Source organism: Rhodococcus sp. LB1, from assembly GCF_001583455.1.
GTDB classification, from domain to species: Bacteria; Actinomycetota; Actinomycetes; order Mycobacteriales; family Mycobacteriaceae; genus Rhodococcus_F; species Rhodococcus_F opacus.
The window spans coordinates 1-14,250 of record NZ_LTCZ01000009.1; the positions used below are offsets into that span (position 1 = coordinate 1).

Genomic DNA, 14,250 nt, shown 5'->3' on the forward strand with positions numbered 1-14,250 from the left:
CATCTCGGGGGGAACGCCCGTAGAACAGATCGCCGGGCAGGGTGACCGACCATCGTTGCGCCGGAACCCGCCACAAGCGGGCCCCGGTGAAGAACACTGTCGCCGCCAGCACCCCGAGAGCCAGCGCAATCAGTGGAGCCCGCCGCCCTGCAGCCGAGTACGCCGCCGCACCAAGCATCAGGCCGGCACCCACCGCGTTCAGAGTCAGGGCCGGTTCGGTCGACACCGCCACAACAGCAGGCAGGCCGATCACTGCGGCGCCCATGAGGGTGGTTGCGGCTGCGCCGATCCCGGAACGCAACCGCAGCAGAGCACCGTCAGCGCGGCGATGGCAACGACTGCTGCGACGGTTCCGGCCCACTGAGGAGTGACCAACACCCGCTCAGGCCGTCCTTCGCAGCGATGGTGTGGTCGAGTACCTCCGATTCGCGGAGAGCGAAGGCAGCGAGCACGCCGCCGATCATGGCGGCAAGGACTGGGCCATACCGGTCAACGAGATGCACCGGCCGACCGTAACCCGCGACATCGTCAGAACCCGGAACGTCGGAATAGTGGCGCCGTTCCGATCAGCGATCCCTCAGTGGGATTGATTCTTCACCGTCCATCGCGCCCTGTTTGGAGGGCGTGACCGACAGCCCCACGACTCCGGCAGGCACAACAGGCTCAGGTGGGACTTGCGGGCAGCCCCCGGCCGGGCCGACGCTCATCCGGATTGGTGCTCGATCCCATGACCCGGGTCGGGAGGTTCGTCGTGGGATCTGACCAGCGTGGTGATGTACTGCATGATGGGGCCGATCTGCAGGTGTGTCTGCGGTTGCAGTTCACCGGGTTCGGGCGGCACGTACGGGTCGGGCGTGCCCGGCCGGATGGGCGGCTCGACGGCGAGCGACTTGAGGAATGCGCCGGCCCCGGCGGCGACCGGGTGCAGGACCCAGGCGTGGGGGAAGTCGACCTGATGCTCCTCGCGCGGATCCCACTCCAGGTTGTAGAGGATCGGCACGTTGGTCGGTGCCCAGGTGGAATAGAAGTCGTCCTGCTGGAACAGGTGAACCTTCCATTGACGCCACTTCGCCGCCTGCAGCCGGTTGCCCTGCAGACACAGGATCATGTCGCGGCCCGAATCCTCGTCCGCGCCCAGCAGAAAGCTGGACATGTCCATCCCGTCGATCTGCCGGTCCGTCGGGACCGTGCCACCGGCGGCCGTCACCAGCGTGGTGAAGAAATCGACCTCGTGCACCAACTCGTTGCTGACCCGCCCGGCGGGTACATTCCCGGGCCAGCGCACCAGGCACGGTGTCCGATTGGAGCCTTCGAGGGCGGTGAACAACCCACCCCGCCAGGGTCCGGAGAATCCGTGCCATTGACCGCCGACCGGATCCGGGTCGATCGCCGGGAGGTGGTTGGTGGTGTCCGCGCCGTTGTCGGACGCCCAGACCACGATTGTGTTCTCGCGGATGCCCAGCTCGTCAAGCTTGTCCAGGATCGTGCCGGTGAAGGCATCCATCTGGGTGAGAATGTCGGCCCAGTTCCCTCGCTGGGTGGTGCCCGCGTACTGCGGGTCCGGGATCGGCGGGATGTGGACCTGTGTGTAGGGCAGGTAGACATAAAAAGACTTGCCCGCCTGCGTGGAGCGGGTCATGAAATCACAGGCCCAGTCGGTGATCTTCCGATCGAATCCGGCCCGGAACTCGGCGTCGTAGGTCGCGATCCTCTCCGATTTCTCGCCCTTGCGCCGCGAGTAGATCGGCTCCGGTTCCAGCGGGATCCGCGTCGACCCCGCATAAGGGGCGGCGGTCACCGCGCCATCCGGGAAGTACGACTGCATGGTCCACAGCACCTCGTCGGCCGTGCGCGGGCACCACACCGCCTCGTCGAACCCGAAGTCGACCGGGCTCCGCTGCTCGGGGTCGCTGCCCAGATGCCACTTGCCCCACATCCCGGTGGCGTACCCCACGTCCGAGAGCGCCCGGGCGATCGTGACCTCCCACCGGGTCATCCCGTCCGGGCCGCCGGTGAGGGGCACCGCCTGGGTGCCCGAGCGGATCGCGTGGCGCCCGGTCAGCAAGGCCGAACGGCTCGGCGTGCACTGCGCCTCGACGTTGAAATTCAGTAACTTGAGGCCTTCCCCGGCCAGGTCGTCGATCCGCGGTGTCACCGCACCGCGGAGCACGCCGCCGCCATAGCACCCGAGCTCACCCCATCCGAAGTTGTCCCAGAAAAAGAACACGATGTTCGGTTGTTCGTCGCTCATGCCTAATCCCGCCTGCGGTCGTGACGCTCTGCCGTCCGGTCGGAGCCGAGCACGTGTCCTGTACCGGTAGTGACCACCCCGGGGTGTCGGGCCTTCCGGGCGGCTCAGAAAGGCCGACACAGAAACGGTAATCCGTCGGACAGAGTTCAGGTCAGTGATTTGAATATCGATGGACTGGCTGGCTCTCGCTGAGGAACGACGACCGGGACGGATCATCCGAACGTCGAAGTCCCGACCCGTCCCGCATGCGGATCCGCTTACGGAACCTTCGTCCCGGTGCAGGTTCGGCTTCCGGGTCTCAGTCATCGAGGCCGTTGAGTCCCGCTTCCTCGTCGGACCACTCGAACAACGAATCCGGAAGCCACTCGAAAACCTGAACCGTCCGGAGTTCTCCGGACAGTCGCCCATTGACCGATCCAATACGAAGAGCCAGCCCGGTCTTGTCGTCTATGACGAACTCCAAACGATCCTCCAGGGTGTTCCGTGCTCCCAGAGTCAGTTGGTCGGCGACGAACGACCACCCCCTGCGCCCGCCAACCTCTGCAGCGATTGCGGAGACTGAGGGGGCAAGAACGCCGGACCTCGACAGAAGAGAGCTGGGGCCGAAGAACGACAGCGGATTGACGGGCTGCAGCACCTTGAACTGCCTCGCTGTGGGCTCCTGCCTCTGCATCGTGCCCTTCTTCAGGGCGAACGCAACGTCCCCGGTGCGGACGTACACAGGTTGCTCCGCCACTTCAACCCGCCAACGGTCCTGCGGACCATGCCAAACGGCGAAAGTGCCAGTCTCTTCGGCGTCATCGCGAACACGGAACGAGTACTCAATCGAGCATGACACGAACAGGTCGTGACTCGCCTCATGCCGGTTCACCAGATCGGCCCAGGTTGGAACACTGTCGCCCACGTTCAACACGTTACGGTCGACGGCCAGCGACGCGAGACATATTCCGATCAGCGATTTCCTGCGATCCGCCGATTGCGAATGCGTCCGTCAAAACGACGGACAGCTGACACGGTTCGACGGATTCGGGTGTTCTGCGTCAGTCGACGGGATTCTCGACTGACTTCCCGGAGCCTCTGCCGCGCTTTCTCTGCCTGATTTCGACTTCAGGGTGTGGCGCCGGCGGCATGAACATCGGTCGCTCGAACGAGACGCGGGCCGTCCGATCACGATCGGATCGGTGGATCTCGGCGATGGTCGGGTAGCTGACCCACTCACATACCCAGACTCCGCCCACACGATGGACGACGGGGTCGGATACATCGTCCTCGTCAATGTGGACTCTCACCTCCACGGATGGGTCCGCGTTACCGTAGAGCACCCACCACGAGGGGCGGCCAAGTTCTCCCGGGTCGGCTTCTATGAAACTTGCGGTCGTGCCCGGGCCGCGTGGTTTCTGCCAGATACCGTGCGGACTCGGAGGATCTCGCAGGAGGATCGCGTCAAGGTCGTCTTCCGGGGCTACGAGGCTCATGCCATCGACGCGCCATTGCACGACCACGCGGGACCGCTCGAGTACGAGTCGGATCGGGTCCTCGGGGTCATCGTCTGCATTCATGTGTCACCAGTCCTATCCTCATCCTCGCGGTCCCCGGGTAGGGCGTATCAGTCAGGGCTCGATGTCCGGTCATGGATCCGCTTACGGAACGCTTCGTCCCGGTGCAGGTTCCGCCTACGGGTCACCCATATGGAGCGGTTGGCTCAACAACCATGTTCCAGCTAAGAGACCTGCGCGATGATGTCCTCGGACGCTTGCAGGGCGATGTGCTCGTCGATGAGTACACGGCGGCATCCATCGATCTCGATGAGTACCGGCAACGGTTCGACATCCTCTGGCCCGGCTAGCGTCACTGTCGTGCCGGCCGTGAGGTTCGCGACCGACAAGCACTCGTTTGCGGGCGGGAGCGAGAAGAACGTCTGCCCCAGGCTGTCCTGGAGTTCTTCGGCTCCCGCGAAGGTGATACTCCCGTCCGGATCGGTGGTGTAACGACAAACTGCGCTGCGGACCCAGTACTGGTCGGCTACGAGGTGATCACTACCGATTTCTGGCGTCACCCGACGCGTGCTGCATCCCATCAGCTGTTGCAGCGAATCCGGCGTGTGGCGGACGTAGTGTTCGATCCGATCGACCTGGACTAGTTTTTCGATCTCGCGGAGTCCACCGATCTTGAGGAATCCACAGTCGTCGACAGGGTAGGACGGGCGTAGTGCGCGACCGTGCGCGTCGATCAGCCACAAGTCCGGTATCGGTGCCAAACTCGGCGTTCCGCAACTGTTCTGATCCAGACGTTGGCCCTCAGACGGGGAATTGAGCTTGTCGATTGCCGCAGCGAAGTCGCCCTCCCATCGGTGCTCGGCAAAGCTCCCGGTGAGATCAGCGGCGATCGAATTCGCGAGCCATTCGTCGCAGGTAATGGCCGCGACCGGCTCGAAATCCGACGGCACCGTTCCTGAGCGCGGTGCCGGCGCCCCCATCAATTCGGTCGGTGGAGTGACGCCCAGCAGTTCGCTGCCTTGCGGCATTCGACAGACCGCAGCGTCCACGATCTCGGCAGGATCGCGATCAGGGGCTGGTCCACGGATCAGACTGCATCCGCTCATTAGTGCCGTCAGCGCGACCACTGCGGTGAACAGGCGGCGACGGTCCATGTTGTGCACGCTACCGTCGACGAACATCGCGGGCCGCTGCATCCGAGCGGCCGCCAATCAGCGCCACATACCGCCCGTAAGCGCGGATCAACACGGTGCTCCAGCTCTGCGAGTACCGCCCACTGGTCGATAGGGATCCCTGATCGGTCCGATCATCGATCCTCATCCGGTGCCGACAGGCTTTCCCCGCTGGGGTGCTTCGTTGACATGTGCGGACTTTCGGTCGCCACGCAATGAGGTGTGTCAGGATCCGGACATGGCCTGGTTCATGATCGACCCGTCGAATGAAAAAGAGATCGGTGCGATCGCGCATGGTCCAGTACTGCTCGCCCGTGTCGAGGGTGTCACGGTCGGATTGCGCTCGATCATGGCTTACTCGGCCGGCCTCGAGGTCGCGGTGACCGTCGTCGGCAGCGGCATCCACGCCGAAGCGATGAGACGCCAATACACGGCGCCAGCTGTCATCGACCCTGAGACGGGTAAGCGCAGTCACGGCCAGGTGCACGGTCGTCCGATGCGACTTCGTGCACTCGAAGATTCGATCCTCCAGCCAGTGCCTCGAAGCGACAATCGCGGTTGGTACAACAGCCAGGACCTCTACCAGCGCGAGTACCTGTACGAAGTAACCGGGTTACCGCAAACCCGAAACCTGCCGCTGATCGCTGAGTGGCCCGAGGAACCTGTGACCACGCACCTGGTGCTTCCGGACCCGTCAGAGCTCGCCGCCGCGATCATTCCTCTGCCGTAGTGAAATCTGACGACCCGTCGGTGGATGGGCTTACGGCACTGGTCATAGTCCCGATGGGCTCGCGGGTAGCGGGTTGATGGTGTCGCTGTCCCAGGTGACCCTTTGATTAGGGGTCGCGGGGAGTGCTTCGAGTGCGGCGTCGGCGAGAACGGTGTCGACGCATTCCGCTGAGGCTCCCAGGTAGGTCGTCATGAGGTCGATGTCCGTCGCTACACACCAGGCGTGGTCGTTGGGCCACCACAGGTGCGCGCTCATCCCTCTCGGAAACTGCTTGTCGGCCCCGAACTGGATATCTGCCAGGTCGATACTTCCCGAGAAGAGGATCATGTCTCGGCTAGGGATGGGCAGCCGAGGGTAGTTCGACGGCGGCGTGATGTAGCCGGATCCTTCCCAGTGGGCGAACCAACAGTGGTCGGGTGTGCCTGTGAATCGCCGAAGGATGTCGGCCAGCGCGCGTGTTGTTCGCGCAGGCAGCGAGCCGGCGACCGGGGAGTCGTGCCACAGACCCTCCTGTTCGCTGGTGTTCCAGCTACCCACGATGGACCCCCATTCCATGACGGGGTGCGCGATGGTGCCGTTGGCTTCGGCGACGTCTGCCCAGCGCACGGTCTCATCGTCAAGGGTGTTCGCGGGGTGGAAGATTCGGGCGTACGCGGGGAACACGGGTGGCACCAGGGCGGCGACCGTGTGGTCGAAGTTGTGCACGTGTTTGACGATCCAGGTGCCGGCGGTGGTCTCGGCTGCCATTCGGAGGCCGCGCTCGGCCCAGTCCTGGCTATCAGTGGCGTCGGGATCCCAGGCCATGGTCCTACTGCACCACATCGCGCGGACCGGTGTCCTGACAGTCACGCGCAATACTGACCGATGGCCGAACCCGCACCGGGACGAGATCGGCGCCCAGCGCGCACCAGCGAGGATCAACGCTCGTCCCGAAAGCGGATCGCTGACCGGTGACGTGCTTTCGTCGGTGGGCATCATGTGAACAAAAGGTTCGACAGCGCGCGATAATTCGATGATGAGGAGGTCGGATTCCGAAGAGAACCGGTCAGACCCGGGGCTGGTTCAGCTCGGCTCCCTCGAAGTCGACCCGGCGGCGCTCGAAGGACCCGGTTCGTCGCTGTGGGACCTGATCGGTGGCCGCAAGCTCACCCTTCGCTCTCCTGATGACCTGCTCGATCTCCCCCGCCAGGGTTGGCGACCGATCTTCCCCAGCTGGGAGTTCATCGACAACCCACGAGACGTCTTCGCCGCGCCGCACCCACACCAGCGAAATGGGTGGGTACTGGTGTTCCTGCACTGGATCGGAGAAGCCTGGACCGTCAGCACCGATCCCGGCCCGGTCCCGGTGCGGCGGCCCTGCGCGGCCCGGCGGGCGGGCCTGGAACTGCGGTGGCCCGCCGAGCAGACCGCCACGGTTGGCACAGTGCCCGAATTGTCGATCGATGTACTCAATACCGCCGACCACGTTTGGAGGAACGACGTCGGCGATCACATGACCGTCCGCGGGTGGGTGCTCGGACCGGACGGCGAACGGCTGGGATCCGGCGTGACGCTCTTCGCCCACGCACCTCCGCTGCCCGACCTTGAGCCGGGCGGCCGCATGTCCCTCCAGGTCAACCTGGGATCGGACATCGAGGAGCTTGCGGCTGGGCGCTACCGGGTCGTCGCCGAACTGCTCGACCTACAGTTGCAGTCACCTCCGGGCACGCTCGTCCTGACGGAGCCCGACGACACCAGATGACCCGCTTAGTTCGGCATGGGGATGATGTGGCGACGCAGATCATCCGGGTCAGGGAGCGTGAGTTCGACTGTGGTGGCGGAAAGCCCGACCTGCGGCCATGCGACGAGGTACCGCAGGAGGGTCGAGCGAGGAAGTTCACTCGTGGTGTACAAGAATTCGCGCCGGAACATGCCGGGTTTCGATCGTGCGGCGGTGCTGCGGCGGGGAAATGGTTGCTCGGTCGAGTCGTCGGCAGCACTGAACCGGAAGGCCACCCCCAGGACCGGGTGGGGGTTCGGGCGTCCGGTGACCGGGTCGATCTCGGCCGGCGCCCTGTACTGGCGTTCGGCGACGTCGGCATGCGCGCCGGTCGCGACGACCATCACGGCGATTTCGAGCCCACCCTTGTAGGCGATGATCGTGCGAAGCCCGACCTGCAAGCCTTGGCTGCGCGCCAGAATGGCAGGCCCGTGCGCGATGGCGCCGAGGTCGGGTGTTTCCGGCGGAAGCATCCCTATGTGCCACGACATAGCTCTCCCGATGCGGACGTAGCTCGACGGCGGTACATACCCGAAAACCAGCTCAGAGACGCGACACCGACCCGGATAGGCATGGTCAGGACGTTAGCCTCATCGACGCCATCACCGCCGTGAAACACGGCAGACGAGTGTCCCTCGACAAGGCGACCCGTCCCATTGACGGATCCCTAACCGGAGCAGCCATAATCTGTTTCCAGTACCAGGCGCGGAGATCGTGGGATCCTACTGGTCATGTGGACTGCGGATAGCTTTCAACGCGACGTATCAGCAGGCACATGGGTGGACGAAAGCCTGAAGCGATTCGCCATAGACCATCGTGCCGGCCTCGTCGGTCAGGTGGTGCCGCCGGAATTCGATGCATACGCACGGATATTTCATCCTGCCCATCGGCGCACAGGTCCCTCCGCTGGGCAACGCGAGCCCATCACCTGGCACGCCGTCGCAGCGGCGAACGAGCGTACCGCGCATCCACTGATGGAATGGGAGTTCCTACTCCCTACACCCGCGGCCAGAAAAGGTCAGCCGGGCCTATGGGACGAAGCTCCGAGTACCGGTGAGCTCACTGGCCCGACAGCTGAAGCTCTCATCGGTACCTCGTCATTTCGTCGAGGCGTGCCAGGCAGTCGGTCGGGACACTCAGTGCTTTACCGAGTTCAACAAGTACAGCTCACTCATGTGGACAATCGAAGACACCACGGACGAGATCCCGGCATGGACGATCGGGCTCAATGCCGTCGAGACCCGGACCAACGGTCCGGACGTTCCAAGCGGATTCGGTTTCGGTCTCCCATACGAGACGGACGTCGCGACGGCGACCTCCGTGATTGCCGAGGCAGTTCAGGACTGGCTCTCGGGATACGAGTTCGTTCTGTGGCCCGTGTCGAGCCGCAGCCCATTGCTGCTTTTCGCACCTGAAGTCCGGGATGGGAACGCCGTCTGGATCGACCGCGCTGCCGGCTCCGTCACTTGCCTGATCGGTGAGCTCTGCGCGTGGCGTGCCTCAGCTCAGGTGACACAGTCGTAAAGCAGAGGTGCGCCGTCGAACGCCTGTCGGAGTACCGGATGACGATCCGCTTACGGAACGAAGGCCGACTGCCGCCGGCATGCGCTGGGACACCACTTCGTCCCGGTGCAGGTTCATCTATCGGTCGTCTGGATTGCGGAGGTTGGGATAGTGACTCAAAGCTTGCGTTCGTTCCTCGGTTCCGGCCGTGTAGAACCTGGTTCTTAGTTGATCGAAATGCATTCCGGCGTCTGAGAGGACGTGCACGAGTTGGTCGCCGAGGACGGTGCGGTCCCCGGAGCCTTGGAGGGCCAATGAAGATCTCCCACAGTCGAGTTCCCGGTGGAGGTGATTTCGGTCGATGCTTGGCGTGCAACGCTGCGGTGCACTCGGAGGCCAGCACAGGATTGAGGATCTGCCAGCGGCCGAAGGCTGCGAGGGTGTCGGGAAGGACTGGGTGCAGTGCGGCGACGTACTTGGAGGCGGTGGCTTCGTCCGCGTAGATCTGCAACACGTTTTCGACACCATCTTCGTCGTGGAACGGTGCCGGCGGATCCGGCCCGAGATCCCAGACGCCGCCGAAGTAGACCGGGCGGCCACCGACCGCGGGATAGTCGGTGACCGTGGATTCGACCAGACATAGCATCGGGTGCGCGTAGAGAGCGGCTAAACGCGCATGGACCGCGAAGATGTCGAGAACTATGCCGGCGGTGCGCCGGTCCATTCGGGCGAGAGTGTCGTATCCGGCGATGGCGAGGACGGTCCCAGAGCTGGCGGGATCGCTGCCGTAGTCGAACCTGGCGACGTCGGAGTGCACGTCGTTGAACGCGTCGAGGTTGCGGCCGTAGTAGGAGGGAAAGGACATCGCCTTCGCGAATGCGGTGTGCATGTTCGCGACGGTGGTCCATGGATGGGCGTCGATGCGGTGCACGATGTAGCCGAGATCGGTGAGGCGGGCGCAAGCTCCGCGGGCCCTGTGGAGAGTCCCGGTCACCGCCCCACTCCACACTGAGCAAGGTCGACATGTCGGCACTCTGCGAGGCTCTGCCCCGTTGGGGCATGTAGGTGGGCCAGGCGCGTCAAAACTCAGCGAGAGACACCAGCCGGTCCTGCAGCGCCCGGCTCAATGATCCAGACTTATCGGCAACGGGGCGCCCTGCGGCAGCGTACTTCGCTCGGACCCAGATCAGTGGGTGTTGAAGCTTATTCGCCTCCAGCTGCGCGGCGATGACGACGGACTTCGGTGATGTCGGTGCCCACACTGACGCCGCACGACGTTGAGTCCGCCCATGGTGGGATTCCGCAGCGTGCGATTCTTCTGCCCTCGGTCGCTCGCGAGCTGGTGGGTGGGAGGTACTCGTGCTCAGGCTAATTCCCAGGTCGATGCGGCAACAGTCTTCGATTCACTGCGCTGCCACAAGCGAAGGATCTCCAGCTCGCGCGGTGTCAGCGTGGCCGCCGTTGTGGTTCCCCGACATAGCCGGGCGTGAGGCCAGGGACAGAAGTCATAGCGGGCTCACCTTCTCCAGCCGCAAGGGTTGCTGCAGGACAATGTGTGTTTCGAGGCAGCACACCGGCCGGATGGGTCAATACGATCGGCCCGGCGATGCCTGGCGCAGTCGAGTTCAGGACGCAGAGGTCAATCCGGATGGTCGGGTCTGTGCTCGATCACATTCACGGCGACCTCGTTGACCGGAATATTGACAAGCTGGGACCGCGTGGCCAGGATCGGGAAGGCCTCGTCGGGGTCGGTCGAGCCCACCAGAATGATCTGCAGCGATCACCACCGTTCGCGGTAGTGCGCGGACGTGCCCGCAGCACGCGGAATCAGGTGTGATCGGAGACCCTCATACGCGTGATTACCGGCGAGTCAGTTCGCGGAGCTACCAAGGCCCACATCGTCGCTCGCCATAGGTGAACACCCCCATATGCCGAACGCTGACCCGCACGTCCCGACAGCCGGCCTCGAGCTGAACTCTCTGAGCTGGTGGCACGGGAAACTCTGCTATCCCGGCGGCCGATGAGTTCCGCGTCGCCACGCAGTCTGTATGTAATGAATGCTCCTTCCGCTCCAGCGGGAGGCCCGAGATGAGGTGACAAGGAGCGTGCATACCGTGGACCGAGAGAACGTGAGCGCCACGCTGACTGTCGCCGTGCCCGCCGCCAGGGTGTTCGCACTGCTCGCCGACCCGACGACCCATTCTGCGATCGACGGCACCGGCTGGGTGCAGGAAGCCGCCGATCAGGCGCCGCTGACCGAGGTGGGGCAGATCTTCCGGATGGACATGTATCACCCCAACCACCCAAACGGTGACTACCAGGTGGCCAACCAGGTCCAGGTGCTCGACCCGCCGCGCGCCATTGCCTGGCTGACGGGGCAGGAGAAGGACGACGGTCACCTGGAGTTCGGCGGCTGGTTCTGGCGTTACGACCTGGTGCGACTTGGTCCGTCCGAGACTGCGGTCACGCTCACCTACGACTGGTCGGCGGTGCCGCAGTCCATCCGGGAGTACCTTCAGTTCCCGCCGTTCGGTCCTGAGCATCTCACCAACTCGCTGCACCACCTGGCCGAGCTTGCCGCACCGACGTCCCGGGCTCGGACGCCCGACCGCTAGACATCTGCCTGTCGGCCCGCCGTCACGGTCCGCCCGTGCACAGAAGGCCGTCGAGTAGTCCTACGGTTGGGCGAGCCGCTCGAGGAGCCATGAATCGATGCCGGTGAGCGCCGTCCTGGCCATTGCCGTGGGGTGGGCGGTGAACCCGTGGGGCGACTCGGGATAGATCCGGAGCTCGACGTCATTGCCGGCGGCGGAGAGCCGACCTGCCATCGCGAGGTTGTCTTCCAACAGCACATCATTGCACCCGACGACCAGCAGCGCCGGGGGAAGGCCGTGGAGGTCGCCGTAGACGGGAGAGATGTCCGGAGTGGTGCGATCTTCCACGTGGCCGACGTAGGCCTGGATGAAATACTCGTCTGCGATCCGACGTCCGGCCGGAGTCTGCGCGCTCGAGTCATATGTGCCGAATTGGAGTGCGGCGCCGGTGAACCCGCCGACGGCCCCTCTGTCCCTCAGTCGGAGCAGGGTTACCAGAGCGAGTGTTGCTCCCGCCGACCGCCCCCCGATCGCCAGTCGAGATGATCCGAAGCGGGCATCAGCGTGGCCGACGAGCCAGAGCGCCGCCGCTTCACAGTCATCGGGTGCGGCCGGCCACGGGTGCTCGGGTGCCAGCCGGTAGTCGACGCTGACAACGGCGATGTGGAGAGCGTCTGCGAGCTCACGGTTACGCGCGTCATCTCGCGCTGCGGAATCCATGTAGAAGCCGCCACCGTGTATGTCCAGATAGACGCCCCGCGCTCGGCCGTCGGTGGGAGTGAAGATCCTCACCGGGACATGTGCTCCCGCGGCTTCGACCGTCTCTTCGATCGCCGGTGGATCGACGGGAGAAGGAGCGGACCGCCTCGCCCGCATTTCCCTCAACTCCTCGAGAGTGCTGGGGCCACGTCCAGCTGGCCGCGAGTTGTAGAAGCTCCGAGCTTCTTCGACCTGCTCCGCCGGCACCTCAGCCGACAAATCGCCCAGCGCGAACCGCACGCGCCCTCCTCACACTCGGGGGTCTCATCACGACGCTGGTACCGCACCGAGCGACGCGGACACATCATGTCCTACTTGCTCGCAACAGGTCGCCGGTCAGCGATCGCCAATCGGGTACGCCGATAGGCGTTCGGCTTGCGGAAAGGCTGCATTGCCACGGCCGGAGTTCCCGACGGTTTTTACTGTTCGCGACCCGGCCGAGATGCTATCGGTGCGGATGGCTGCAAGAGTTCGGCACGGGTGCCGGGCATGCCGCTGTCACCGCGTTCGGAGGATTTGACTGCCAGAACCTGGTTGATCCCGAGCCTATTCGCCGAAAACGCCAACGCGGCGCCGGCCATGTAGAGCCGCCATACCCGAGCCCGCCCGGCGCTGCTGCACGCCACCGCTTCGTCCCAGTTCGCCTCCAGGTTCCCCACCCAGGCCCGCAGGGTCAGCGCGTAGTGCTCGCGCAGCGACTCGACGTCGCGCACCTCGAACCCGGCCCCTTCGAGTGCCTCGATCATCGGCGCGATCGGTTCGATTTCTCCGTCGGGGAACACATAGCGATCGATGAAGGACGTTTTGGAGAACTTGGCAGCGGGTTTGCCTGGTCGTCGCGAAATCGCGTGGTTGAGCAACCGCCCCCGCGGGCGCAGCAGTGCGAACAGGTCCGCGGCGTAGGTCGCCAGCATCGCGGCGCCGACGTGCTCGGCCATGCCGATGCTCGAGATCGCGTCGTAGGGACCGTCTGTGACGTCGCGGTAGTCCTGGACTCGGATCTGCACCAACTCCCCCACGCCCGCGTCGACCATCCGTTTGCCGGCGTAGTCCGCCTGCTCGTGGGACAGGGTGACACCGACGACGTGCACGCCGTAGTGACGTGCCGCGTGCAGTGCGAAGGTCCCCCACCCGCAGCCGACGTCGAGGACCCGCATCCCCGCGGTCAGGCCGAGCTTGCGGGCCACCAGATCGCATTTGGCGTACTGGGCCGCGTCAAGATCCTCGCTCGGCTGCGACCAGTACGCGCACGAGTAGGTCATCGACTCACCGAGCACGAGTCGATAGAAGTCGTTGCCGACGTCGTAGTGGTGGCTGATCGCGGCGGCGTCACGATCCTTGTCGTGCCGGTGCCCGCGCGCCGGTTTCATCTCCTCCGCCGGCGGCTTCGGTGGCAGGCCGATGATCCCGAGACGCAGCGCCGCTGTCGCCAGTGCCTTCTTCGTTTGCTTGTCGATCCGCACGCCGGGGCCCCTGCTCGGGTCCGACACCTGCTCCAACACGTCCAGCCCGGCGAGCAGGTCTCCCTCGATGTCGATGTCGCCGGACACGTAGGCCCGGGCGAAACCGAGATCGTTGGGCGCCCACAGCAACCGCCGCAGACCACGCCGATTGACGATGTGCACCTGCCACGGCGCGTCCGAAGGACCACTGCGACTACCGTCCCAACACCTGATCCCCACCGGGACCTGCGCACCCACCACCGCGCGAACCAGCGGCGCCACCGTGTCAGCGACCGTCATACACACCTCCGTCGAAGTTTGGGGTCCGACCAGCCCACAGGCGTGTCAACCCGCATCACCGTCCCGCAAACCCACCTCGTCGACCATATCGATGGAACCCCCGTCGCCGCACACCTTCACACCAATTCCCAATCGGCACAACCCTGCCCCTGAACGCCGCTCGGTTTCACGCGCCGACCGCGATGGCGCGCTGCAACTCCGAGCGAACGGATCAGGCGCCATCGGCTCCGGCGTTATGATTGCG

General features: G+C 64.7%; 14 protein-coding genes and 2 pseudogenes. 4 read left to right on the plus strand and 12 right to left on the minus strand.

Annotated features, from left to right (window positions below):
* From AZG88_RS01730 to AZG88_RS01755, 5 genes and pseudogenes are all read right to left on the minus strand, one after another.
* Positions 1 to 301 (minus strand): annotated as a pseudogene (locus AZG88_RS01730) (hypothetical protein); the annotation flags it as partial.
* A 402-nt stretch (positions 302 to 703) separates the two neighbouring features.
* Complete coding sequence (locus tag AZG88_RS01740; RefSeq protein ID WP_061043439.1) at positions 704 to 2,251, minus strand: sulfatase-like hydrolase/transferase; 1,548 nt, start codon at positions 2,249 to 2,251, stop codon at positions 704 to 706.
* A gap of 298 nt (positions 2,252 to 2,549) precedes the next feature.
* Positions 2,550 to 3,155 carry a hypothetical protein gene (locus AZG88_RS01745; protein WP_156517405.1) on the minus strand — a complete coding sequence of 202 codons (606 nt, stop codon included), beginning with the start codon at positions 3,153 to 3,155 and terminating at the stop codon, positions 2,550 to 2,552.
* Between the two features lie 136 nt (positions 3,156 to 3,291).
* Positions 3,292 to 3,810, minus strand: coding sequence for a hypothetical protein (locus AZG88_RS01750; protein ID WP_061042386.1), 519 nt, complete (start codon positions 3,808 to 3,810; stop codon positions 3,292 to 3,294).
* Positions 3,811 to 3,971: 161 nt separating this feature from the next.
* On the minus strand, positions 3,972 to 4,928 hold the full coding sequence (locus tag AZG88_RS01755) for a hypothetical protein (RefSeq protein ID WP_061042387.1): 957 nt from the start codon (positions 4,926 to 4,928) through the stop codon (positions 3,972 to 3,974).
* A gap of 229 nt (positions 4,929 to 5,157) precedes the next feature.
* Between AZG88_RS01755 and AZG88_RS01760 the strand changes: the two genes are divergently transcribed.
* Positions 5,158 to 5,649 (plus strand): hypothetical protein, encoded by a 492-nt coding sequence (locus tag AZG88_RS01760; RefSeq protein WP_061696861.1) that lies wholly within the window; start codon positions 5,158 to 5,160, stop codon positions 5,647 to 5,649.
* Positions 5,650 to 5,691: 42 nt separating this feature from the next.
* Here AZG88_RS01760 and AZG88_RS01765 read toward each other — a convergent pair whose 3' ends face one another.
* The gene (locus tag AZG88_RS01765) at positions 5,692 to 6,453 is read right to left on the minus strand and encodes a hypothetical protein (RefSeq protein ID WP_231913767.1); all 762 of its coding nucleotides are present in this window, start codon (positions 6,451 to 6,453) and stop codon (positions 5,692 to 5,694) included.
* A 211-nt stretch (positions 6,454 to 6,664) separates the two neighbouring features.
* Between AZG88_RS01765 and AZG88_RS01775 the strand changes: the two genes are divergently transcribed.
* Positions 6,665 to 7,390 carry a hypothetical protein gene (locus tag AZG88_RS01775; RefSeq protein WP_231913768.1) on the plus strand — a complete coding sequence of 242 codons (726 nt, stop codon included), beginning with the start codon at positions 6,665 to 6,667 and terminating at the stop codon, positions 7,388 to 7,390.
* 5 nt (positions 7,391 to 7,395) lie between these two features.
* On the opposite strand, the gene AZG88_RS01780 is transcribed toward AZG88_RS01775, so the two are convergent.
* Positions 7,396 to 7,899, minus strand: coding sequence for a hypothetical protein (locus tag AZG88_RS01780; RefSeq protein WP_156517406.1), 504 nt, complete (start codon positions 7,897 to 7,899; stop codon positions 7,396 to 7,398).
* A 682-nt stretch (positions 7,900 to 8,581) separates the two neighbouring features.
* Between AZG88_RS01780 and AZG88_RS01785 the strand changes: the two genes are divergently transcribed.
* Positions 8,582 to 8,932, plus strand: a complete 351-nt coding sequence (locus AZG88_RS01785) for a hypothetical protein (protein WP_231913769.1) — start codon at positions 8,582 to 8,584, stop codon at positions 8,930 to 8,932.
* On the opposite strand, the gene AZG88_RS49410 is transcribed toward AZG88_RS01785, so the two are convergent.
* The 3 genes and pseudogenes from AZG88_RS49410 to AZG88_RS54910 form a co-directional block, all read right to left on the minus strand.
* Positions 8,871 to 9,800, minus strand: coding sequence for a barstar family protein (locus AZG88_RS49410; RefSeq protein ID WP_331712219.1), 930 nt, complete (start codon positions 9,798 to 9,800; stop codon positions 8,871 to 8,873). The two genes, AZG88_RS01785 and AZG88_RS49410, sit on opposite strands and share 62 nt — an antisense overlap.
* Before the next feature lie 190 nt (positions 9,801 to 9,990).
* Positions 9,991 to 10,101 (minus strand): annotated as a pseudogene (locus AZG88_RS55230) (LuxR family transcriptional regulator); the annotation flags it as partial.
* A gap of 449 nt (positions 10,102 to 10,550) precedes the next feature.
* Entirely contained in the window at positions 10,551 to 10,673 is a 123-nt protein-coding gene (locus AZG88_RS54910) for a hypothetical protein (protein WP_257014437.1), read from the minus strand.
* 352 nt (positions 10,674 to 11,025) lie between these two features.
* Here AZG88_RS54910 and AZG88_RS01795 point away from each other — a divergent pair, with 352 nt between their 5' ends.
* Positions 11,026 to 11,526 carry a polyketide cyclase gene (locus AZG88_RS01795; RefSeq protein ID WP_197487760.1) on the plus strand — a complete coding sequence of 167 codons (501 nt, stop codon included), beginning with the start codon at positions 11,026 to 11,028 and terminating at the stop codon, positions 11,524 to 11,526.
* Between the two features lie 60 nt (positions 11,527 to 11,586).
* On the opposite strand, the gene AZG88_RS01800 is transcribed toward AZG88_RS01795, so the two are convergent.
* Positions 11,587 to 12,504: an alpha/beta hydrolase gene (locus AZG88_RS01800; protein ID WP_061696867.1), complete on the minus strand. Its 918-nt coding sequence runs from the start codon at positions 12,502 to 12,504 to the stop codon at positions 11,587 to 11,589.
* A gap of 179 nt (positions 12,505 to 12,683) precedes the next feature.
* Complete coding sequence (locus AZG88_RS01805) at positions 12,684 to 14,006, minus strand: SAM-dependent methyltransferase (protein WP_025432493.1); 1,323 nt, start codon at positions 14,004 to 14,006, stop codon at positions 12,684 to 12,686.
* Positions 14,007 to 14,250 lie beyond the last annotated feature (244 nt).

Bases quoted from the DNA above. Each gene is read 5' to 3' on its own strand.
- AZG88_RS01740 (WP_061043439.1), bottom strand. From the start codon at position 2,251: ATGAGCGACGAACAACCGAACATCGTGTTCTTTTTCTGGGACAACTTC.
- AZG88_RS01750 (WP_061042386.1), bottom strand. From the start codon at position 3,810: ATGAATGCAGACGATGACCCCGAGGACCCGATCCGACTCGTACTCGAG.
- AZG88_RS01755 (WP_061042387.1), bottom strand. From the start codon at position 4,928: ATGTTCGTCGACGGTAGCGTGCACAACATGGACCGTCGCCGCCTGTTC.
- AZG88_RS01760 (WP_061696861.1), top strand. From the start codon at position 5,158: ATGGCCTGGTTCATGATCGACCCGTCGAATGAAAAAGAGATCGGTGCG.
- AZG88_RS01765 (WP_231913767.1), bottom strand. From the start codon at position 6,453: ATGGCCTGGGATCCCGACGCCACTGATAGCCAGGACTGGGCCGAGCGC.
- AZG88_RS01775 (WP_231913768.1), top strand. From the start codon at position 6,665: ATGAGGAGGTCGGATTCCGAAGAGAACCGGTCAGACCCGGGGCTGGTT.
- AZG88_RS01780 (WP_156517406.1), bottom strand. From the start codon at position 7,899: ATGTCGTGGCACATAGGGATGCTTCCGCCGGAAACACCCGACCTCGGC.
- AZG88_RS01785 (WP_231913769.1), top strand. From the start codon at position 8,582: ATGTGGACAATCGAAGACACCACGGACGAGATCCCGGCATGGACGATC.
- AZG88_RS49410 (WP_331712219.1), bottom strand. From the start codon at position 9,800: ATGCACACCGCATTCGCGAAGGCGATGTCCTTTCCCTCCTACTACGGC.
- AZG88_RS01805 (WP_025432493.1), bottom strand. From the start codon at position 14,006: ATGACGGTCGCTGACACGGTGGCGCCGCTGGTTCGCGCGGTGGTGGGT.